Annotated in this window: 18 protein-coding genes; 12 read left to right on the top strand and 6 right to left on the bottom strand. The window is 68.1% G+C overall.

Annotation, left to right across the window (positions count from 1 at the left end):
- Nucleotides 1-141 precede the first annotated feature (141 nt).
- From ACFYXF_RS25290 to ACFYXF_RS25270, 5 genes are all read left to right on the top strand, one after another.
- Complete coding sequence (locus ACFYXF_RS25290) at nt 142-585, top strand: helix-turn-helix domain-containing protein (protein ID WP_389352565.1); 444 nt, start codon at nt 142-144, stop codon at nt 583-585.
- 197 nt (nt 586-782) lie between these two features.
- Nucleotides 783-1,199 carry a hypothetical protein gene (locus ACFYXF_RS25285; RefSeq protein WP_369030538.1) on the top strand — a complete coding sequence of 139 codons (417 nt, stop codon included), beginning with the start codon at nt 783-785 and terminating at the stop codon, nt 1,197-1,199.
- 72 nt (nt 1,200-1,271) lie between these two features.
- Complete coding sequence (locus ACFYXF_RS25280; protein WP_389352562.1) at nt 1,272-1,880, top strand: phage tail protein; 609 nt, start codon at nt 1,272-1,274, stop codon at nt 1,878-1,880.
- A 138-nt stretch (nt 1,881-2,018) separates the two neighbouring features.
- The gene (locus ACFYXF_RS25275; RefSeq protein ID WP_369030536.1) at nt 2,019-2,309 is read left to right on the top strand and encodes a hypothetical protein; all 291 of its coding nucleotides are present in this window, start codon (nt 2,019-2,021) and stop codon (nt 2,307-2,309) included.
- Between the two features lie 8 nt (nt 2,310-2,317).
- Nucleotides 2,318-2,734, top strand: a complete 417-nt coding sequence (locus tag ACFYXF_RS25270) for a hypothetical protein (protein ID WP_389352560.1) — start codon at nt 2,318-2,320, stop codon at nt 2,732-2,734.
- Between the two features lie 21 nt (nt 2,735-2,755).
- On the opposite strand, the gene ACFYXF_RS25265 is transcribed toward ACFYXF_RS25270, so the two are convergent.
- Nucleotides 2,756-3,463, bottom strand: coding sequence for a hypothetical protein (locus tag ACFYXF_RS25265; RefSeq protein WP_389352558.1), 708 nt, complete (start codon nt 3,461-3,463; stop codon nt 2,756-2,758).
- Nucleotides 3,464-3,587: 124 nt separating this feature from the next.
- On the opposite strand from ACFYXF_RS25265, the gene ACFYXF_RS25260 reads away from it, so the two are divergent.
- From ACFYXF_RS25260 to ACFYXF_RS25230, 7 genes are read left to right on the top strand one after another with little or no spacing between them, the layout of a single operon-like run.
- Nucleotides 3,588-5,282: a phage tail protein gene (locus tag ACFYXF_RS25260; RefSeq protein ID WP_389352557.1), complete on the top strand. Its 1,695-nt coding sequence runs from the start codon at nt 3,588-3,590 to the stop codon at nt 5,280-5,282.
- A complete protein-coding gene (locus ACFYXF_RS25255; RefSeq protein ID WP_389352555.1) occupies nt 5,279-6,562 on the top strand; it encodes a tape-measure protein in 1,284 nt (427 codons plus the stop codon). Before ACFYXF_RS25260 ends, ACFYXF_RS25255 begins: the two co-directional genes overlap by 4 nt.
- A 25-nt stretch (nt 6,563-6,587) precedes the next feature.
- On the top strand, nt 6,588-7,526 hold the full coding sequence (locus ACFYXF_RS25250; RefSeq protein WP_389352553.1) for a phage distal tail protein: 939 nt from the start codon (nt 6,588-6,590) through the stop codon (nt 7,524-7,526).
- A 54-nt stretch (nt 7,527-7,580) separates the two neighbouring features.
- On the top strand, nt 7,581-8,804 hold the full coding sequence (locus tag ACFYXF_RS25245) for a hypothetical protein (protein ID WP_389352551.1): 1,224 nt from the start codon (nt 7,581-7,583) through the stop codon (nt 8,802-8,804).
- Nucleotides 8,805-8,829: 25 nt separating this feature from the next.
- On the top strand, nt 8,830-10,011 hold the full coding sequence (locus tag ACFYXF_RS25240) for a hypothetical protein (protein WP_389352550.1): 1,182 nt from the start codon (nt 8,830-8,832) through the stop codon (nt 10,009-10,011).
- Between the two features lie 26 nt (nt 10,012-10,037).
- Nucleotides 10,038-11,153, top strand: coding sequence for a hypothetical protein (locus tag ACFYXF_RS25235; RefSeq protein ID WP_389352548.1), 1,116 nt, complete (start codon nt 10,038-10,040; stop codon nt 11,151-11,153).
- On the top strand, nt 11,153-11,707 hold the full coding sequence (locus tag ACFYXF_RS25230; protein ID WP_389352546.1) for a hypothetical protein: 555 nt from the start codon (nt 11,153-11,155) through the stop codon (nt 11,705-11,707). The genes ACFYXF_RS25235 and ACFYXF_RS25230 overlap by 1 nt, the downstream gene beginning before the upstream one ends.
- A 72-nt stretch (nt 11,708-11,779) precedes the next feature.
- Here ACFYXF_RS25230 and ACFYXF_RS25225 read toward each other — a convergent pair whose 3' ends face one another.
- The 5 genes from ACFYXF_RS25225 to ACFYXF_RS25205 all read right to left on the bottom strand — a co-directional run bounded on the left by ACFYXF_RS25225 (nt 11,780) and on the right by ACFYXF_RS25205 (nt 22,087).
- Nucleotides 11,780-15,679, bottom strand: a complete 3,900-nt coding sequence (locus tag ACFYXF_RS25225) for a DNA-directed RNA polymerase subunit beta' (protein ID WP_389352545.1) — start codon at nt 15,677-15,679, stop codon at nt 11,780-11,782.
- Between the two features lie 94 nt (nt 15,680-15,773).
- Nucleotides 15,774-19,256: a DNA-directed RNA polymerase subunit beta gene (gene rpoB, locus ACFYXF_RS25220; RefSeq protein WP_389352543.1), complete on the bottom strand. Its 3,483-nt coding sequence runs from the start codon at nt 19,254-19,256 to the stop codon at nt 15,774-15,776.
- A gap of 619 nt (nt 19,257-19,875) precedes the next feature.
- Nucleotides 19,876-20,262 (bottom strand): 50S ribosomal protein L7/L12, encoded by a 387-nt coding sequence (gene rplL, locus ACFYXF_RS25215; RefSeq protein WP_389352542.1) that lies wholly within the window; start codon nt 20,260-20,262, stop codon nt 19,876-19,878.
- 109 nt (nt 20,263-20,371) lie between these two features.
- Nucleotides 20,372-20,902, bottom strand: coding sequence for a 50S ribosomal protein L10 (rplJ, locus tag ACFYXF_RS25210; RefSeq protein WP_389352540.1), 531 nt, complete (start codon nt 20,900-20,902; stop codon nt 20,372-20,374).
- 357 nt (nt 20,903-21,259) lie between these two features.
- Nucleotides 21,260-22,087 (bottom strand): DUF1396 domain-containing protein, encoded by an 828-nt coding sequence (locus ACFYXF_RS25205; protein WP_389352539.1) that lies wholly within the window; start codon nt 22,085-22,087, stop codon nt 21,260-21,262.
- Between the last annotated feature and the right edge of the window lie 14 nt (nt 22,088-22,101).

Below are 22,101 nucleotides of genomic sequence, written 5' to 3'. Positions count from 1 at the left end.
CTTTGCGTGTCCTACGTCCAACCAACCCCACATACCCCTGACCTCTCCCCCGTGCCCTTGCGTCACTTGTCGCGAGCTTGTAATTCCGCGCGCGCAAGCAAGCTAAACTCGCGCCACCCCCGAAGGAAAGCGAGTAGCGCCATGACGACCCCCGAGCTCGACGCGTTCGCGGCATGGGTCGAAGAGCTGATGCGCCGGCGCGGCTACGACATCGACAGCCCACGCGGCGGCGGCAAGTCGCGCATCGCGGACGAGGCGGGCGTACACCGTGCGGCCGTGACCCGACTGCTGCACCGCCAGAGCATGCCGGACCTGGAGACGACACGGCGCCTCGCCCGCGTACTGAACGTCTCCGTCCGCGAGATGCTCATCCGCTCCGGCCGACTGACCGCCGAGGAACTGACCGACCCGCGCGCCCACTTGCCCACCGCCCCTCCCACCTCCGCCCCGATCCGCCGCCTCACCGTGAACGAGGCCGCCGACCTTCTCGGCGTGCCGACGGACCAGCGCGAGCGGTTCGCCAGAGCCGTGGAGCAGTTCCTGCCACCGACGGCGGACGCGGGGACACCGCTCGCCTCCCACTGACCCCCCGCCCCCTACCTCTCTATGACCACCCTGCCTCACTAGTTGCGCGCGAGCAAGCAATCTGTCACAGTTGGCGCAGCAGCCGAACTGTGTCCGCACAGCAGGGGTTCCTGACACGTCAGGGACCCCTGTTCGCGTTCCCCGGACGCCCAGTTGCCCGGTTGCCCCAGTCGCCCAGCCGTCCGAGGTGATCCGGAATGACCTCAGCCGTACCTCCGCCCGACACCTTTCTCGAAGTCGAGGCGCTGGTCGTCGACATCCTCGAAGCCGACCCGGCGCTCTCCACCGCGCTCGTCGCGGTCGAGCCGCCGAGTGACTTCGACGGCACGGCCGCCGCCGTCCTCGTCAACCGGCGCGGTGGTGCCTGGATCGGTGATCTGCACGTCGACGAACCGCTGATCGAGCTGGAGGTGTACGGGCCGACCAAGGCCGCCGCGCACACCCTGGCCAACGCGGGCCGCCGCGCCGTACTCGCCGCGGCCGGACGTACGTACGGCACGAATCTGATCACCGACGTCGTCGAGGAGGACGGCCCGCGCTGGCTGCCCGACTACCTCTACCGGGCGGCCAATCGGTACGTGTGCGTCCTCAAGGTGTCCGTCAGCGTCTACTGACCCCTCCCCCGGCACTTCCCCCCGCCCCTCATTTCCTGTCCCTTCCTGTCCCTTAGTTGAGGAGAACCAGCAATGGCAGGCAGCAACACCTCAGAGATCCGCATCGCGGGAACCGGCCGCCTCTACGTCGCCGTCGCCGGCACGGCCGTACCGACCGTCTTCTCCGACACCCCGGCCGCCGACTGGGGCGCCCGCTGGAAGGACCTGGGCTACACCTCCGGCGAGGGCGTCACCTTCAGCAAGAAGGACAAGCTGGAGGCCGTCGACAGCTGGCAGACGATCAGCCCGGTCCACTTCGTCTACTCCGACCGGGATCTGACGCTGAAGTTCTCACTGCTCCAGTTCAACGAGGACACGCTGCCGTTCTTCATGGGCGGCGGCTCGGTCAAGCCCGTCGAGGGCTCCGCGGGCGGCTCGGGGGTCTTCGAGTACAAGATCGCCGACCGCGCGTACGCCGATGTCCGCGCGCTCGGGCTGGAGTTCACGGACGTACGGGCGAGCGACGGCTCGGTCGTGACGTACCGCTTCGGCATCCCGCGCGGCCAGGTCACGGCGTCCGACGACATCAAGCTCGGCCGCAAGGCCCCGGCCCAGCTCGGCATCACCTTCCAGGCCCTCGCCTCCGTCGAGGGGGAGTCCCTGGGCGGCTTCGTCATGAAGGACGCGGCGTACGCGGTCTGACCCACCCGATCCACCCGATCCACCCGATCCACCCACCCGCCGGACACCGGGGGCGATCCCTCCGCGCCGCCGGTGTCCGGCCCATCACCCCACCGCCCCACCCACTGCTTGACGCCTCTGACAAGGAGTACGACCGAAATGGCCTCTTTCGACGTCAACGCGGCCCGCGCCCAGCGCCTCGAATCCTTCGGCCGCAGCTGGTCCTTCAACCTGGACGGCGACACCTTCACCCTGCCGACCGAGCTGACCCGGGCCACCGCCAAGGCCCTGCGCAAGCTCGACGACAACGACGTGGACGGGCTGCTCGCGCTGCTGCTGGGCGAGGAGCAGTTCGCCCGTTTCGAACGGCACGAGGTCACCATGCAGGACATCGCCGCGATCCTGGAGGCGTACGGCAAGGAGACAGGGCTCGGCCTGGGGGAAGGCTGAGCCTCGGCGTGTTCGTCGACGAACACGCCGAGGCACTGGAGGCCGACCTGCTCCGCTACTACGGCACCGACCTGCTCGACTGGCACCGCGGCCGGCTCTCCTCCCGACGGCTCACCGTGCTCGTCAAGCACCTGCCGCGCGACTGCGCCCTGAACCGCGAACTCCACGGCGAGGCAGCCGAGTGGACGGTGACCGACCATCTGCTGGCCGCCACCGTGGACCATCTGGCCGCCGCCAACTGGATGTTCGCCTCCGTCAACTCGGCCGAGGACGCGGATCCACCGGAGCTGCCGGTGCCGGTGCCTCGGCCCGACGACCCGAGGGTGGGACGACCGGACGAGCCCACTCATGAGGACAGCGGCAAGGTGACACCGCCACCGGGGGCACCGCCGACGCCGTCCCAGGTCGCCCGCTTCTTCGGCTGACCGGGACGACCCGGACCGGCGTCAGGAGGACTCCGGCGGTGTCTCCTCCTGTCCGGACTCCCGTCCGGATTCCTGTACGGGAGGCACCCCGCCCGGCCTGTCGTCGAGCGGGGGCACGCTGGGCCGCCCCTTGCGCCGGACCACCTTGCGCCGGTCCCGTTCCGCACGGCGTTCCCGCACCTCACGGGCCGAGAGCAGGATGTCGGCCCGGGGATCGGGCAAGGCACCGGCGTCCGGGTCGGCCTCCGTTCCCGGTTCCCGGTCGGCCACGGCCCGCTCCCGCTCGCCCCGCTGCTCCACGCCGGTCACCGCGGGCGGCGGTTCGAGCAGTTGGACGTACGGCAGCGGAATGACCTCGCCCTCGCGTTCGCCCTCGGCCCTCTTCGACGGTCCCGTACGCCGGGGCCGGCGCCCCGTACGCGCGTCCTCCTGGCCCTGGAGGTACGCGGCGGTGATCCGGACCTCGTACTCGCGTCGTATCCCGGGAAGCTGCTCGGAGACGACGTCCGCCCAGCCGGCGCTGTAGGCGGTCAGTTCACGCCGGTCGAGTTCGGCGCGGGGCATCACGACGAGGTCTTCGGGGTCGTAGCCCAGCCGGAGGACGAGTTCGGTCACACGGGCGATCAGCTGGGCCAGGTCCTGGGACTGGTCGAGCCAGTCGATCACATGGTCACGCCGAACTCTGCTCGCTTCCCCGTCCACCCCACTGGCCTTGCCCTCGCGCGTCAAGTCCCTTCAACAACACGGTAGTTCACCGGCCGCTCATCCACGGCGGTTCGCAGCCGGATCGTGACCCGGAACCTCGACAGGTTCTTCACCGCCTCGCCACAACGGGCAAGGAAGGTCGTCGAAAGTGGCCAACCACACAACTGATGAGGTATACGACAAAACAACCTCGATCGAGGCGAAGATCGATGACCTCCGCAATCAACTGGTCAGCACGAAACTGCTCGACAGCAAGATAACCGAGCTCAAGAAAGCCATCGAAGCCGGGCCGACGGACAAGCCCACGGACGTTGCGGCCGCAGGGTCCAACATTCCCATCTTCAAAGAGATCCTGCTGGCCCTCAAAGCCGCGAACTGGGGCAGCCTCACGATTGTGCTCGTTGCCCTGGGTCTGTCGGCCGCCGCACTGGTTGTTCTGGTCGACGACACCAGGAAGGTCATCGGTCAGGTCAGGGACTGGACCAAATCCCGGAAAGAAAAAGCGAGTTCCTCCAAGCCCAGTACACCAAACACCAGTGGCCCCGCCCTCAGCGCCCCCAAGCCTGCTGATCTCACGAAGACCACCGGCGTGGTCAACACGCTGAAGAACGCCTTCGCAGGTCTGGTCAGCACCGTATCGAGGCTCCTCGGCCCACTGAACAGCGCCAACAATTTCCTGGGGAACTACAAGGGGAACGCGAACGGCGCCGCGGCGGCCACGGACAAAGTCGGCAGTTCGGCGCAGAAAACCGCGGGACAGATCAAGTCGAACACGGCGGCGACCCAGGTCGCGACAACCACGTCGAACAGCCTGCGGAACGGCCTCGACCAGCTTGAGAAGACTGTCACCAAATCGGGAAAGGCAGTCCAGACCGCCGGCACCAACACCGCGAAATACGAGGCCGGAGCCAACAAGGCGGCCAAGGGCCAGGACAAGATGAACAAGTCGATGAAGGGCAACTTCTTCGGCATGCTCATGGGCCTGCTGGCACCGCTCATCCAGCGGATCGTCGACATGGCGACCAGGTCGAAGACCATGCAGGACATCCTGAAGAAAGCCTTCGAGGTCATCAAGTCCGTCATTGACGGCGTCATCAAGTTCATCGGGCCGATCATGCAAAAGGCGGCCAAACTGATCAAGGACGTCTGGGACGGAATCAAAAAGGCCATCGAAACCGTCGTCAAAGCCGTGGCGAAGGTAATCCAGACGTACTTCGACATCTGGAAGAAAGTCATCACCACCGTCCTCGACGCGATCAAGGCTGTCGTCAGCAAGGTGTGGAACGGCATCAAGTCCGTCATCATGCCCGTCGTCGACTGGGTCAAGTCCGCGATCCCGAACGCGTTCCAGGCCGTCAAGGACAAGCTCTCCGACGCCTGGAACGGCCTCAAGGACATCGCGGGCCGCGCCTTCGACGGCATCAAGAACGCCGTGAAGGCACCGATCAACGCGGTCATCGGGCTCATCAACTCCGCGATCGGCAAGCTCAACAGCATCAGGGTGTCGATCCCCGGCTGGGTACCGTTCGTCGGCGGCAAGACCTTCGGGCTCAGCCTGCCGAAGATCCCCACCCTCGCGACCGGCGGTGTCGTCCTACCCCGCTCCGGCGGCGTACCGGCGATCCTCGCCGAGGCCGGGGAGGCGGAGGCCGTGCTGCCGCTGAGCAAGCTGGACCGCATGCTCAGGAACGCGGCCTCGCAGGGCCGGATCGGCGGCGACGGAGCCACCGGCGCGGGCGGGGCCCTGCGGATCGAGAACTACTACGCGGCCTCCTCCAGTGACCCCCAGCGGACCGCCGACGCGCTGATGTTCCTGGCCAAGGCACGCGGGTGGCGCGGATGAGTGCCGCGGCGGCAGCGGGTCCGGCGAACACCGACCCGTTCGCCCCGGTCCTGCCCGTGCTGAACGCGTTCCGTACGCAGGCGGCGCAGACCGCGAGCGCCGTACAAGGGCTCGTCGGCCGGATCAGAAGCGCCGCCACGGCCACCGGCGGCATCCGTGCCTCCCTCGCCCAGGGCGGCCAGGCGGTCGGCCGGGCCAGGGCGGGTGCCGAGGCCTCCGCCCGTTCCGTGACCAAGGCCGGTCAGTCGGCCGCGACCGCCGCCAGGGGCGTGAAGTCGTTCGGCGACCGGGCCAGGAGCGCCGGCCGTGCCGTCGGCCTGCTCAGGGCCGGACTCGCCACGGTGGCGACGCTCGTCGTCGGCTTCGCCGGCCCCATGGGCGTCGTAGGCGATCTGATGGGGGCCTTCGGCCTCGCCATGACCATCGGCGCCGGGGTGATGATGGTCATCAACCTCCTCACCCGCGCCAACCCGATCGGCTTCGTCGCGGGCCTGCTCCTGCCCGTCGCCGGATGGCTGATCGACCTCGCCGTGAACTCCGAGGCCGGGCAACGGATCATCGAGCAGCTCGCGACGATCGTGCTCAAGTACGTCGAGGGGTACCTCGCCGTCATCACCCCGGTCCTGCAGATCATCGGGACGCTGGTGAGCACGTACTTCGGCGCGATCCTCACCGTCGTCACGACCGTCCTCTCCGTCGTCGGCGCGGTCGTCGGCACCGGCTTCGCCGTGCTGCACGCGCTCACCACCGGAAACATCGAGGCGCTGCGCGGAAAGGTCGACGCCGTGTGGCGCGGCTTCAAGGGCGTCCTGGAGTCCGCCGTCGGCTGGATCACCCGGACGATCCCGGACATGTTCCAGCGGATCAAGGGCGCCATGTCGAGCACCCTCGGCGGGATCGGCAAGTTCGTCAGTACGGGCGTCGAGATGGTCGCGGGCCTGGTCAAGGCCCCGATCAACGGCCTGATCGCCTTCGCCAACTGGATCATCGACGGCCTCAACTCACTCAGCGTCAACATCCTCGGCAAGACGTTCGGCATCAACATCCCCAAGATCCCGATGCTCGCCGAGGGCGGTGTCGCCGTACCCGGAATCGCCCGTCGCGCGGGCAAGGTGCTGCCGCTCACCGCCCTGGAGCGGCAGCGGGCCCTCGCGAGCAGACGCGCGGCCCCGTCGTCCTCGCCGTACCGGATGGCCGAGTTCCGCGAGTCCGAGGGCGCGGGCCCCCGGGCCACCGCCGAGGACCTGCTGTTCCTCTCCTCGGCCCACGCACACCCATGAACCCCGACAGCGAGGTGACGGCCCCATGGCATCGACAACGGCCGAGACGACCGCGTACCCCGACTCCACCCTGGACCCGGCCCCCGGCTCGCTCATCACCCGCGAAGGGCAGATCCAGTGGGCCGGGCTGCTGCTGGGCCCCGGCACGGCCTACGAGATCGATCGCGGCGGACTCACCGGCTGGGAGGACCTCCCGGACTTCGACACCGGCGACGCCGACCACCCCACCGCCCACGGCGCCTGGGCGGGCGCCCGCTACGCCAAGCCCCGCAGGATCGGCGGCACGGTGTGGACCGTACCGGAGACCGTGGGCAGCCCCGAGTCAGCGCTGACCGCCACCCGCGTCCTGCGGCAGGCCCTGCTGCTCGCCGACGAGGAGCGCTGGCTCGCGGTCCGGCTGCACGGCGAGACCCTGGCCGTACGGGCCCGGGTCAGCCAGCGCGTACTGGCCGCCGACCGGGTCTACGCGACCCAGGGTGTGTCCAGGGCGGCCGTGCAGTGGTACGCCACCGACCCGCGCCGCTACCTGGTGACCGAGCAGACCGCGGTCACCGGGCCCCCGCAGCCGGAGAGCGGACTGAGCTGGCCGCTGACCTGGCCGCTGTACTGGGGCCAGACCGTCTCCACCGGCGATGTCGTCGCCGCGAACGACGGCTCCGCGCCCACCCACCCGGTGATCACCTTCAGCGGACCGTGCGTCAACCCCACGGTGACCGACCGCACCACCGACCGCCGGCTGCGCTACACGATCCGCCTGGCGGCGGGCGACCAGCTCGTGGTGGACACCGGCGCCGGCACGGTCACCCTCAACGGCACCGCCTCCCGCCGCCACACCGCCGCCGCGGACAGCGGCCCGGAGGAACTCTTCGCGTTCGCCCCGGGCCGCGCCCAACTGGCCTTCCGCCCGGACGACTTCGGCTCCGGCGCCCAGATGTCGGTGCGCTGGCGCAGCGCGGAGTGGTGACCTCACCGGGCTCCCGCACTCTCCCGACTCCCGCCATCCACAGAAGGACTTGGTATGAACGCACGCTCCGCCTGGCTGTCCCCGAACGGCCAGACACGGGAGGACACCCGCGTCGTCCAGACCGGCGCGGTCACCCCCGCCACCAACATCCGGGGCCGCTCCGGCGTCTTCCCGGGCTCGCCCGACGGGGCCTTCCGGGTCACGGGCTTCGCGCTGACCGGCACCTCCGGCGGTATGACCGCCACCGTGGGGGTCGGCCGGGGCGTGGTGCAGGCCGAGGACGACCGGGGCGCCTACCCGGTGGCCGTCACCCAGCCGGTCACCCTCACGTTCGCCGGCGGTGCGGACCAGAGCCGCCGGGATCTCGTCGTCCTTCGGATCTACGACGACCAGTACGACGCCTCCGGCCGCACCGAAGCAGTCGTCGAGGTCGTCCCGGGCACCCCCACCGCCACCGACCCGGCCCCGCCCGCGACCCCCGCCGCATCCCTGCCCCTGTACACCGTCCTGGTCCCGGCGAACGCGAGCGCCGGCAACGGAGGGATCATCTGGGCCTCCGCCGCCACCGTCACCGACCTGCGCACCAGTGTCGTGGCCGTCGGCGGCATCCTCCCGACGGAGAACGACTCCCGCACCGGCGCCTACCCCGGCCAGTACCGCGACACCAGCAACACCCTGCAACGCTGGAACGGCACCGCCTGGGTCGCCTACCCCCGAGAGACCGGCGGCATCGCCCCCAACGGGGCCGTCGGCAACGGCAGTTACGTCGGCCAGCACCGCGACGGCCCGAACGGCCTGCTCCAGCGCTGGAACGGCAGCACCTGGGTCTCGTACCAGCAGGTCCCCACCTGGCAGACCTACACGCCCATCTGGTACGCCAGCACGGGCGTCGCCCCGGTCCTCGGCAACGGCGCCCTGAACGCCAACTACTCGAAGATCGGCACGGTCGTCCATCTCCGGCTCCGTCTGGCGATCGGGTCGACGACGAACATCGCCGCCCAGGACGCGACCGCCATCTGGTCCTTCTCCCTGCCCGCTCCCCCGGCCCTCGGCTGGATGACCGACATCGTGCTGAACGTGGTCGGTTTCAACGCCGACGGCTTCAAGTTCCTCCAGGGCACCTGCCAGCTGGCCACGAGCGCCGACGGCGTCGGCCTGGCGACCCGGTTCACCACCACGCTGGGCGCCACGGCGACCGGGTGGAACAAGGCCAACCCCTTCCCCTGGATCACCAACTCCGTCCTGTCGATCTCGGGCACCTACCAGTCCGCGTCCTGACCCCCGTCGAGAAGGGGCCCAGCACATGAACGCACGCTCCGCCTGGCTGTCCCCGACCGGCCAGACCCGCGAGGACACCCGCGTCACCCAGCTCGGAGCCGTGACGCCCGCCGACAACATCGAGGGCCGGTCCGGCATCCTCCCCGGCTCCCCGACCGGCGCCGCCCGGATCACGGGCTTCGCCCTGACCGGCGCCACCGGCGGGATGACCGCCACCATCGGCACCGGCCGGGCCATCGTCCAGGCCGCGTCCGCCCGCGGCGCCTACCCGGTGGCCGTCACCGAGCCGATCACGCTCACGTTCGACAACGGCCAGGAGTACGCCCGCAAGGACCTCGTCGTCCTACGGATCTACGACGACCAGTACGACGCCTCCGGCCGCACCGAAGCAGTCGTCGAGGTCGTCAAGGGCACCCCGGCGGCCACCAGCCCGGTCCCGCCCGCGACCCCCGCCACCGCCCTGCCGCTCTACGCGGTCAACGTCCCCGCGAACGCGGGCGCGGGCAGCGGCGGCCTCACCTGGCTCGTCGACGACCTGCGCACCAGCATCGTCGCCGTGGGCGGCATCCTCCCGACGTACGGCGAGACCGGCAACGGCGCCTACCCCGGCCAGTACCGCGACACGGCCACCGCCCTGCAACGCTGGAACGGCACGGTCTGGATCCCGTACCCCCGGGAGCCGGGCGGCATCGCCCCGGGCGGCGCCCTGACCAACGGCAGTTACGCCGGCCAGTACCGGGACAGCCCCAACGGCCAGCTCCAGCGCTGGAACGGCACGGCCTGGGCGCCCGCCGTGCCGGGGCCGGTGTTCGTGGACACCCTCACCACCGGGTCGACGACCTCGACGGCGTACACGGCCACGCTCGTCCAGACGCCCGCCACACCACTGACCCTCAGTTTCACCGCACCCGCGTCCGGCGGTGTCCTCCTCAGCCACGGAACGCGCATGCTGACCGTCGGCAGCACGACCACGAACGCGTTCATGGCCCCGCAGGTCACCCAGGGCAGCACCGTGGTCCTGCCGGTGCAGGACGATCGCGCGGTGATGGGCGGGGGCACCCTCGCCATGTCGCTGACGGCCACCATGCGGCTCGGCTCACTGACCGCCGGCGCGACCTACACGGTCACCGCCATGTACCGGTCCAGCAACGCGTCCGTCGCCTGCACCTTCGACAACATGTGGCTGCGCGTCGACCCCATGGCCTGACGATCCTCCCGAGGAGCTGACGCCGGATGGCGACCACGACCGCGAACACCACCCCGTACCGCGCGATCTTCTGCGACCTGCGCACCGACCGCACCATCGACATCCTGCCCGTACGGGACGTCACCGTCGACGACTACATCGGCAAGGCCGGCTCCCTGTCCGGCACGATCCCCGTCCCCACCGCGGCCCTCGCCGCCCGGGTCCGCCGTATCGCGGAGGGCCGCACCGCGGTCTACCTGGAGCGCGGCGGCGACCTGTGGTGGGGCGGGATCATCTGGACAAGCACCCTGCAGAGCGACGAACGCGGCGTGCTCACCCTCGGCATCCAGGCGGCGACCTTCGACTCGTACGCGGGCCGCCGCCGTATCCGCGCCGACCTCGGCTACACGGACACCGACCAGCTGGCGCTCGCCCGCAACCTGTGGCGGCACATGCAGACATCACTCGCGGGCGGCGACATCCGCGTCAGCTACGGCACCGAGACCTCATCGGCGACCCGGACCGTCTCCTACCGCGACGGCGACGAGATCGTCTACTCCGAGGCGCTCGACGCACTCGCCGCGATGGACAACGGCTTCGAGCACCACATCGCCGTCTACCGCGACCCGGCCACCGGCGAGCGGATCCGCCGACTGCGCCTGGGCAGCCCCAGGATCCGCACCGGGACGACCGACCTGGTGATGGACCGTCCGGGCGCGATCCTGTCGTACTCCTTCCCGCGCGACGCCACCCGGGGCGGCACCACCGCCCGCGCCCGCGGGGCCTCCGTCAACGACAACCAGGCCGAGGAGTCGCGCCCGCTGTACGCCGACGCCCCGCCGGCCACGGCCCTGATCGACGCCGGGTATCCGCTCATCGACCTGACCTCGGACCACAACACGGTCACCGACGTCGACACGCTGCGGTCCCTGGCCACCGCCGAACTCGCCACGGCCGCCGGAGCGGTGGTGATCCCCGAGATCAGCGTCCGGCTCGACGACCTGGTGCCGCCCGCGCTGCTCGGCCGGACCGCCCGGATCCGGATCACCGACGAGTGGTGGCCGGAGGGCCTGGACGTGCGCTACCGGATCATCGGCGTCAAGGTCAGCCCGGCGCAGCGCGGCCGTCCCGACACCGCCGAGCTCTATCTGGAGGAACCCTGATGCCCCAGCTGCCCGAGGACATCATCGACCGGCTCACGGCGATGGAACGCCGTATCCAGCAGCTGTCGACGGCCGTCAATTCCCGGCCCGCGCTCAACAGGGTGTCCGGCGGCGGGGTGGAGATCACCGACGGGGGCTGGCTCCACGTACTGCCGCGCTCGGGCGGCCCCGCCGTCTTCTCCGTCGGCGCCGGAGGCCTGGCGTGCCCCTGGCTGACGATGCTGCCCCCGCAGGACACGACGGTCGCCCGCTGGCCGCAGACCACCGCGACCGCCTGGACGACGATCGCGGTGTCGTCCAACCCGCTGTGGCAGCCGCGGATGCGCCTCCAACTGGAGACCAGGGCCGCCACGGGCACCACCGGTGCGGTCCGTGTGCTCCTGGCCGGCACCCAGTGGGGCCCCGAGGTCGCCGCGGGCGCGGACTTCGACCACACCGCCGCCGTCGGCGCCGACTTCGGCACGCTGCTCACGGTGGAGATCCAGGCGCTGGTGACGAGCGCCTCCGGCACGGTCTACGCCCAGCCGCAGCTCATGTACGGCTGCGGGGACTGACGGCCACCGGCAACGCCGAAGGGCGGCCACCCCGAACCCGGGATGACCGCCCTTCGTACAGACAACTACCGCTTACTGGTTGTACGGACCGTAGTCGTAGTCCTCCAGCGGAACGGCCTGGCCGGAGCCCGTGCCGAACGGCGAGTAGTCGATGTCGTCGTAGCCGACGGCCGAGTACATCGCGGCCTTGGCCTCCTCGGTCGGCTCCACCCGGATGTTGCGGTAACGGGACAGACCCGTACCGGCCGGGATGAGCTTACCGATGATGACGTTCTCCTTGAGGCCGATGAGGCTGTCGGACTTGGCGTTGATCGCCGCATCCGTCAGGACTCGGGTCGTCTCCTGGAAGGAGGCGGCCGACAGCCAGGACTCCGTCGCCAGCGAGGCCTTGGTGATACCCATCAGCTGCGGACGGCCGGAGGCCGGGTGGCCGCCTTCCTGGACCACACGACGGTTCTCGGTCTCGAACTTGCCACGCTCGACCAGCTCGCCGGGCAGCAGCTCGGCGTCGCCGGACTCGATGATCGTCACACGGCGGAGCATCTGCCGGATGATGATCTCGATGTGCTTGTCGTGGATCGACACACCCTGCGAGTTGTAGACCTTCTGGACCTCGCCGACCAGGTGGACCTGGACCGCGCGCTGACCGAGGATCCGCAGCACGTCGTGCGGGTTGGTGGCACCGAAGGTGAGCTTCTGGCCCACCTCGACGTGGTCACCCTCACGCACCATGACCTTGGCGCGCTTCGAGATCGGGAACGCCGTCTCGTCGCTGCCGTCGTCCGGGGTGATGACGATCTTCTTGGTCTTCTCGGTCTCCTCGATACGGACGCGGCCGGCCGCCTCCGAGATCGGGGCGACACCCTTGGGCGTACGAGCCTCGAAGAGCTCGACGACACGGGGCAGACCCTGGGTGATGTCGTCACCGGCCACACCACCGGTGTGGAAGGTACGCATCGTCAGCTGGGTACCGGGCTCACCGATGGACTGGGCGGCGATGATGCCGACCGCCTCACCGATGTCGACCAGCTTGCCGGTGGCCAGCGAACGGCCGTAGCACATGGCGCAGGTGCCGACGGCGGACTCGCAGGTCAGGACCGAGCGGGTCTTGACCTCCTCGACGCCGTGCTTGACCAGCTCGTCGATGAGGACGTCACCGAGGTCGGTGTTGGCCGGGGCCAGCACACGTCCGTCGACGGTGATGTCCTCGGCCAGCGCACGGGCGTACACCGACGTCTCGACGTTCTCGGTCTTGCGCAGCACGCCGGCCTCGTCGCGCTCGGCGATGGCCAGCTTGAGGCCGCGGTCGGTGCCGCAGTCCTCCTCGCGGATGATGACGTCCTGCGAGACGTCCACCAGACGACGGGTGAGGTAACCCGAGTCGGCGGTACGCAGGGCGGTGTCGGCGAGACCCTTACGGGCACCGTGGGTGGAGATGAAGTACTCCAGCACGGACAGGCCCTCGCGGAAGGACGCCTTGATGGGACGGGGAATCGTCTCGTTCTTGGCGTTCGACACCAGACCACGCATACCGGCGATCTGCCGCATCTGCATCATGTTTCCTCGGGCACCCGAGTCAACCATCATGAAGATGGGGTTCGTCTTGGGGAAGTTCGCGTTCATCGCCTCGGCGACCTCGTTGGTCGCCTTGGTCCAGATCGCGATGAGCTCCTGCGTGCGCTCGTCCTTGGTGATCAGACCGCGCTCGTACTGCTTCTGGACCTTCTCGTCCAGCGCCTCGTAGCCCTTGACGATCTCCTTCTTCGCCTCGGGAACGACGACGTCGGAGATGGCCACGGTGACACCGGAGCGGGTCGCCCAGAAGAAGCCGGCCGCCTTCAGGTTGTCGAGCGTCGCCGCCACGATGACCTTGGGGTAGCGCTCGGCGAGGTCGTTGACGATCTCGGAGAGCTGCTTCTTGCCGACCGAGTAGTCGACGAACGGGTAGTCCTCGGGCAGCAGCTCGTTGAAGAGCGCGCGGCCCAGCGTGGTGCGCAGACGGAACGAGTCCCCCTGCTGCCACTCGGGCTCGCCCTCCTCGCGGGCCGGCGGGGTCCAGCCGCGCGGCGGGATGGTGCCCACCGGGAAGCGGATGTCGACGGCCGACTGGAGCGCCAGCTCACCGTTGTCGAACGCCATGGTCGCCTCGGCCGAGGAGCCGAACGCACGGCCCTCGCCCTTGACGTCACGCAGTTCACCGTCGGTGGTGAGGAAGAACAGACCGAGGACCATGTCCTGGGTCGGCATCGTCACCGGACGGCCGTCGGCGGGCTTGAGGATGTTGTTCGAGGACAGCATCAGGATGCGGGCCTCGGCCTGCGCCTCCGCGGAGAGCGGCAGGTGGACGGCCATCTGGTCACCGTCGAAGTCCGCGTTGAACGCGGTGCAGACGAGCGGGTGGATCTGGATGGCCTTGCCCTCGACCAGCTGCGGCTCGAAGGCCTGGATGCCGAGGCGGTGCAGCGTGGGCGCACGGTTCAGCAGAACCGGGTGCTCAGCGATGACCTCTTCGAGAACGTCGTACACGACGGTACGGCCGCGCTCGACCATCCTCTTCGCGCTCTTGATGTTCTGCGCGTGGTTGAGGTCGACCAGCCGCTTCATGACGAACGGCTTGAACAGCTCCAGCGCCATGGCCTTCGGCAGACCGCACTGGTGCAGCTTCAGCTGCGGACCGACGACGATCACGGAACGGGCCGAGTAGTCGACTCGCTTGCCGAGCAGGTTCTGACGGAATCGACCCTGCTTGCCCTTGAGCATGTCGCTCAGGGACTTCAGCGGGCGGTTACCGGGACCGGTGACCGGACGGCCACGACGACCGTTGTCGAACAGCGCGTCAACGGCCTCCTGAAGCATGCGCTTCTCGTTGTTGACGATGATCTCGGGAGCACCGAGGTCGAGAAGCCGCTTCAGACGGTTGTTGCGGTTGATCACACGGCGGTACAGGTCGTTCAGGTCGGAGGTCGCGAAACGGCCACCGTCCAGCTGCACCATCGGGCGAAGGTCCGGCGGGATGACCGGGACGCAGTCGAGAACCATGCCCTTGGGGCTGTTGGAGGTCTGCAGGAACGCGGACACGACCTTCAGCCGCTTCAGGGCGCGGGTCTTCTTCTGGCCCTTGCCGGTACGGATGATCTCGCGGAGGCGCTCGGCCTCCTCCTCCAGGTCGAAGGACTCCAGGCGCTTCTGCAGCGCCGCGGCACCCATCGAACCGTCGAAGTAGGTCCCGAAGCGGTCGCGCAGCTCGCGGTAGAGCAGCTCGTCGCCCTCCAGGTCCTGGACCTTGAGGTTCTTGAACCGGGTCCACACCTCGTCGAGCCGGTCGATCTCGCGCTGCGAGCGGTCCCGCAGCTGCTTCATCTCCCGCTCGGCACCTTCGCGCACCTTGCGGCGTACGTCGGCCTTGGCGCCCTCGGCCTCCAGCTCGCCCAGGTCGCTCTCGAGCTTCTTGGCGCGGGCCTCCAGGTCGGAGTCACGCCGGTTCTCGATCTGCTGCCGCTCGACCGAGACGTGCGCCTCCAGCGAGGGCAGGTCACGGGTACGGCGCTCGTCGTCGACGTACGTGATCATGTACGCCGCGAAGTAGATGACCTTTTCCAGGTCCTTCGGGGCGAGGTCGAGCAGGTAGCCAAGACGCGACGGAACGCCCTTGAAGTACCAGATGTGGGTGACGGGAGCGGCCAGCTCGATGTGGCCCATCCGCTCACGGCGCACCTTGGCGCGAGTGACCTCGACGCCACAGCGCTCACAGATGATGCCCTTGAAGCGGACACGCTTGTACTTGCCGCAGTAGCACTCCCAGTCCCGGGTCGGACCGAAGATCTTCTCGCAGAAGAGTCCGTCCTTTTCGGGCTTGAGCGTGCGGTAGTTGATCGTCTCGGGCTTCTTGACCTCGCCGTGGCTCCACTGACGGATGTCGTCAGCGGTGGCCAGACCGATCCGGAGCTCGTCGAAGAAGTTGACGTCGAGCACTATGCGTCAATCCCTCTCAGGGTTGTAAGTCATGGGGTCTGATACGGGGGTCCTGGGGCCGGAGGCCTTCATGGTGAAGGCCTCCGAACTCCCGTCAGACCTCTTCGACGCTGCTCGGCTCACGCCGGGACAGGTCGATGCCGAGCTCCTCCGCCGCGCGGAAGACGTCCTCGTCGGTGTCACGCATTTCGATGGACATACCGTCGCTGGACAGCACCTCCACGTTGAGGCAGAGAGACTGCATCTCCTTGATGAGCACCTTGAAGGACTCGGGGATGCCGGGCTCGGGGATGTTCTCGCCCTTGACGATGGCCTCGTAGACCTTCACGCGGCCGGTGACGTCGTCGGACTTGATGGTCAGCAGCTCCTGGAGGGCGTAGGCGGCGCCGTATGCCTCCAGCGCCCACACCTCCATCTCACCGAATCGCTGGCCACCGAACTGGGCCTTACCACCCAGCGGCTGCTGGGTGATCATCGAGTACGGACCGGTCGAACGCGCGTGCAGCTTGTCGTCGACCAGGTGGTGGAGCTTGAGGATGTACATGTAGCCGACCGAGATCGGCTCCGGGAACGGCTCGCCGGAGCGGCCGTCGAACAGCGGCGCCTTGCCGGTCGGGAGCACCATGCGCTCGCCGTCGCGGTTCGGGATCGTGTGGTTGAGCAGACCGGCCAGCTCGTCCTCACGCGCACCGTCGAAGACGGGGGTGGCGACGTTCGTGCCGGGGGCGACCACGTCGGCCTCGATGGCCTGGAGGCGCTGTGCCCAGTCGTCCGCGAGGCCGGAGACGTCCCAGCCGCGACTGGCGAGCCAGCCGAGGTGGATCTCCAGGACCTGTCCCGGGTTCATTCGGGACGGCACACCGAGCGGGTTGAGGATGATGTCGACCGGGGTCCCGTCCTCGAGGAACGGCATGTCCTCGATGGGCAGGATCTTGGAAATAACACCCTTGTTGCCGTGACGACCGGCGAGCTTGTCACCGTCGGTGATCTTGCGCTTCTGCGCAACATACACACGGACCAGCTGGTTGACGCCGGGCGGCAGCTCGTCGCCCTCTTCACGGTCGAAGACGCGGACGCCGATGACCTTGCCGATCTCGCCGTGCGGCACCTTCAGCGAGGTGTCACGGACCTCGCGCGCCTTCTCACCGAAGATCGCGCGGAGCAGGCGCTCCTCGGGGGTCAGCTCGGTCTCACCCTTGGGCGTGACCTTGCCGACGAGGATGTCACCGGCGACGACCTCGGCACCGATGCGGATGATGCCGCGCTCGTCGAGGTCGGCGAGGACCTCCTCGGAGACGTTCGGGATGTCCCGGGTGATCTCCTCGGGGCCGAGCTTGGTGTCACGGGCGTCGACCTCGTGCTCCTCGATGTGGATCGAGGAGAGGACGTCGTCCTGCACGAGGCGCTGCGACAGGATGATCGCGTCCTCGTAGTTGTGACCCTCCCACGGCATGAAGGCGACGAGCAGGTTCTTGCCCAGCGCCATCTCGCCTTCCTGGGTGGCCGGCCCGTCGGCGAGAACCTGGTTCTCGACGATCCGGTCGCCCTCGTCCACGACAACCTTCTGGTTGACCGAGGTGCCCTGGTTGGAGCGCGAGAACTTCGCGACGCGGTACGTGGTGTACGTACCGTCGTCGTTGGCGACGGTGATGTAGTCCGCGGAGACCTCCTGGACGACACCCGCCTTCTCGGCCTTGATGACGTCGCCGGCGTCGACGGCGCAGCGGTACTCCATGCCCGTACCGACGAGGGGGGCCTCGGCGGTGATCAGCGGCACGGCCTGGCGCATCATGTTCGCGCCCATGAGGGCACGGTTGGCGTCGTCGTGCTCCAGGAAGGGGATCATCGCGGTCGCGACGGACACCATCTGGCGCGGGGAGACGTCCATGTAGTCGACGTCGTCGCCGGGGATGTAGTCGATCTCGCCGCCACGGCGGCGGACGAGAACGCGGGACTCCTCGAAGCGCATGTCCTCGGAGAGGATCGCGTTCGCCTGGGCGATCACGAAGCGGTCTTCTTCGTCGGCGGTCAGGTAGTCGACGTCGTCGGTGACGACACCCTCGACGACCTTGCGGTACGGGGTCTCGACGAACCCGAACGCGTTGACCCGGCCGTAGGAGGCGAGCGAGCCGATCAGACCGATGTTCGGGCCTTCAGGGGTCTCGATCGGACACATGCGGCCGTAGTGCGAGGGGTGCACGTCACGGACCTCGAAGCCGGCCCGCTCACGGGAGAGACCACCCGGGCCAAGAGCCGACAGACGGCGCTTGTGGGTGAGACCCGACAGCGGGTTGTTCTGGTCCATGAACTGCGACAGCTGGCTGGTGCCGAAGAACTCCTTGATGGAGGCGACGACCGGCCGGATGTTGATCAGGGTCTGCGGCGTGATCGCCTCGACGTCCTGGGTCGTCATCCGCTCGCGGACGACTCGCTCCATACGCGCCAGACCCGTACGGACCTGGTTCTGGATGAGCTCGCCGACGTTGCGCAGACGACGGTTGCCGAAGTGGTCGATGTCGTCGGTCTCGACGACGATCGTCGTGCCGTTGTCGCCAACGGTCTCGGTCTCACCGGCGTGCAGCTTCACCAGGTACTTGATCGTCGAGATGATGTCCTCGACGGTCAGCACACCGGCGTCCAGCGGGGCCTCGCCGCCCAGCTTCTTGTTGACCTTGTAACGGCCGACCTTGGCGAGGTCGTAGCGCTTCGGGTTGAAGTAGAGGTTCTCCAGAAGCGTCTGCGCGGCCTCACGGGTCGGCGGCTCGCCCGGACGGAGCTTGCGGTAGATGTCGAGCAGCGCGTCGTCCTGGCCCTGGGTGTGGTCCTTCTCCAGGGTGGCGCGCATCGACTCGTACTCGCCGAACTCTTCGAGGATCTGCTCGGTCGTCCAGCCGAGAGCCTTGAGAAGGACGGTGACGGACTGCTTGCGCTTGCGGTCGATGCGGACACCGACCATGTCGCGCTTGTCGATCTCCATCTCCAGCCAGGCGCCCCGGGAGGGGATCACCTTGGAGGAGAAGATGTCCTTGTCGGACGTCTTGTCGATGGAGGAGTCGAAGTAGACACCCGGCGAACGGACCAGCTGCGACACGACGACACGCTCGGTGCCGTTGATGACGAAGGTGCCCTTGTTGGTCATGAGCGGGAAGTCGCCCATGAAGACCGTCTGGGACTTGATCTCGCCGGTCTCGTTGTTGGTGAACTCGGCCGTGACGAAGAGGGGCGCGGAGTACGTGAAGTCGCGCTCCTTGCACTCGTCGATCGAGTTCTTCGGAGGCTCGAAACGGTGGTCGCGGAACGTCAGGGACATCGACCCGGAGAAGTCCTCGATCGGGGAGATCTCCTCGAAGATCTCCTCCAGACCGGACTTGGTGGGGACGTCCTGTCCGCTGTCCAGAGCAGCCTCGACGCGAGCCTTCCACGCGGCGTTACCGAGCAGCCAGTCGAAGCTCTCGGTTTGCAGCGCAAGGAGGTTCGGAACCTCGAGGGGCTCCTTGATCTTTGCAAAAGAGATGCGCAGCGGGGCAGTGCTGGCGCCGTTGTTCGTATTCGCGGAGGCAGTGCGCGAGGCGGCCAAGAGGGGGTCCTTCCGAGGGCTCGGACTCACTACGCGCGTACCGGCCCCTCACCGGGGCACAGAGACAGGCGCTCCACTGACCAGCCGTAAAAGGCCAGGTCGGAGAAGGTCCGATCGTCGGTGCTCAAGCGAGGGCATGCCCCTGGTGACGGGCAGGAGGCAGCTAACAGGCAGCGCAAAGGGTCAGTGTAGCCACTAGGCCCACTGATGTCCAGTGCGGGTTTTTGAAGACCCTCGTTGTTCTCAGCCCCTGCTGCAAGCCACGCCCTCGATGCACATCGATCCTGCCCTCTTCGCCACCGATCCATGCCTCGGATTCGGATCGATGTGGCGACGCGTCCTGAGAATTGCGCGCTACGTGCAGTTCGTCAAGGCCTCCATGCCCCGGACCCGGTGCTGCCATCGTCACGTACGGGACGTCACCAGGGGCGTTCGGAGGCACGACGAAGATCACCTTACTCGCCGTCACCGAGCCTGCAAGGCAGCCACGACCCGACCCCTCGAACGCCGAAGAGCGACCACCCAGATGGATGATCGCTCTTCACTGCGTCAGCGTTACAGGGCTCTCAGAAGCCCCACGTCAGCTGCCACGAGAGCCCTCAGCGGGCTCCCAAGGGTGTTACTTGACCTCGACGCCCGCGCCGGCGGCCTTGAGGGACTCGGCAGCCTTCTCGGCGGCCTCCTTGGTGACCTTCTCGAGAACGGGCTTCGGGGCGCCGTCCACGAGGTCCTTGGCCTCCTTCAGACCCAGGGAGGTCAGCTCACGCACGACCTTGATGACCTGGATCTTCTTCTCGCCGGCACCCGTGAGGATGACGTCGAACTCGTCCTGCTCCTCGACGGCCTCGGCGGCGGCGGCCGGACCGGCCGGGCCCGCGACGGCGACGGCCGCGGCGGCGGTGACGTCGAACTTCTCCTCGAACGCCTTCACGAACTCGGAGAGCTCGATGAGGGTGAGGGACTCGAACTGCTCGAGCAGCTCTTCCTGGGACAGCTTCGTCGCCATGATGGGCGATCCTTCCAGTCAATTCGGCAGGTGCCGATTACGTGTCGGCGGGCGTACGTTCGGCCCGCGTCGACCACCGCGTCAGGCGGCGGTCAAAGTGCGAGCCGAATTACTCGGCACCGCCCTGCTCGGCGAGCTTGACGCGAAGCGCCTCCGCGGTGCGGACGAACTTCGACGGCAGCGCCTGGAAGAGCGAGGCAGCCTGAGACTGCTTGCCCTTGAAGGCACCGGCCAGCTTGCTGAGCAGAACCTCGCGGGACTCGAGGTCCGCAAGCTTCTTGATCTCATCGGCGGACAGCGCCTTACCGTCAAGGACACCGCCCTTGATGATGAGGTTCGGGTTGTCCTTGGCGAAGTCACGAAGACCCTTCGCCGACTCCACCGGGTCACCGGTGACGAAGGCGACCGCCGTCGGACCGTTGAACAGGTCGTCGAGCGTAGAGATCCCGGCCTCGTTGGCCGCAATCTTGGTCAGCGTGTTCTTCACCACGGCGTACTGGGCGTTCTCACCGAGCGAACGACGCAGCGTCTTGAGCTGCGCCACGGTGAGACCCCGGTACTCGGTCAGCACGGCGGCGTTCGAGCTGCGGAACTGCTCCGCGAGCTCGGCCACCGCGGCAGCCTTGTCGGGCCTTGCCATAGAGCGTCGGCCTCCTTCCGGGTGATGAGGACCGCTCGGAAGGGGCTGAGGAAAACGAAACGCCCCGGCGCAGGCGCACGGGGCGTGAACTCGACCGAACGAATTCCGTGAGCGGATTCCGTCCAGGAGCACTTCCACAGTCACCTACGCGGGTCGTCCGCAGTTCAGCGGATCCTTCGGCCACCGAGCCCTCGTATGAGGACACAGCAACGACCAGCGGTCTTTGGCTTCAAAAGGAGAGTACGTGAAGGACCAACAGCCAGGCAAATCGCGCCCCTGGGAGGGCCGCAGGCCCTTCTCAGGGGCGCGGGGAACTGCGCGACAAGCCCCCACCGGGCCCGCAGGCAACCAACGAGCCTAGGCCCCCTTCAACATCTCAGCCAGGTCAGCAACATCCTTGGCCGCCGGGGCAACGATCGTCACCGGCTTGTTGAAGTCGTCAAAGGTGATCGTCATGTCCAGCGGCCCCTTGTCGCCCGCACCCCGCATCCGGAACTGCTTCGTCAGCTCGTCCTCACCGACCCACAGATCCATCGTGAACTTCTCGATCCCCAGCTTCTCGTACTGCTCAAGGCTCTTCTCCCGCGCCTCACGAGTCACCTTGGTCTCCTTCTTGAGGGAGTCCCGGAACTCGTCGAGGGTGACCGTGCCCGCGTAGTGGGTGGTCTTCACCCCGTCCACGGTCTCCGTGCCGACCTCCTTCACGTCCTTCGAGCCGGTGAGGAAGGTGGACTCCTGGGCGGGGTTCTTGTCGGCCTGCCCAGCCGCCCCGAGCGACTCGCCACCGGCAGCGCCCAGCGTGGACAGGTCGAACTTGATCCAGCTCTTGCCGTCCATCTCCTTGGCCGCCGCCGCGCCCCCGCCTATGAACATCGCCTTGTCGACGAGACGTATCTCGGCGGTGCCGTCCGCACCCTGGTCGAGGGCCGTGATCTTCATGCTCATGGCCACGTCGGGCTTGAGCCGCATCTTGGCGTCGGCCTTGACGCGCCCTTCCTCGGGCGTGCGGCCGGTCATCCGGTAGCTGAGGGAGGTGATGTCCTCCACGTTCTTCGCCGCCTTGGCGACAGCAGCCGCCGGCGTCATCTTCGGCGACTCCTCGGTGTCCCCCTTGGAACAGGCGACGGCACCGGTGCCGAGCAGCAGTACGGCAAGGCCCACACGTACAGCGGATGAAGCAGCCATGATTCCCCCCATAG

The organism is Streptomyces sp. NPDC002680 (assembly GCF_042889145.1).
Taxonomy (GTDB): Bacteria; Actinomycetota; Actinomycetes; order Streptomycetales; family Streptomycetaceae; genus Streptomyces; species Streptomyces adonidis.
The sequence above is the reverse complement of the archived record's forward strand: the minus strand, read 5'-3'. Positions and strand labels throughout refer to the sequence as shown.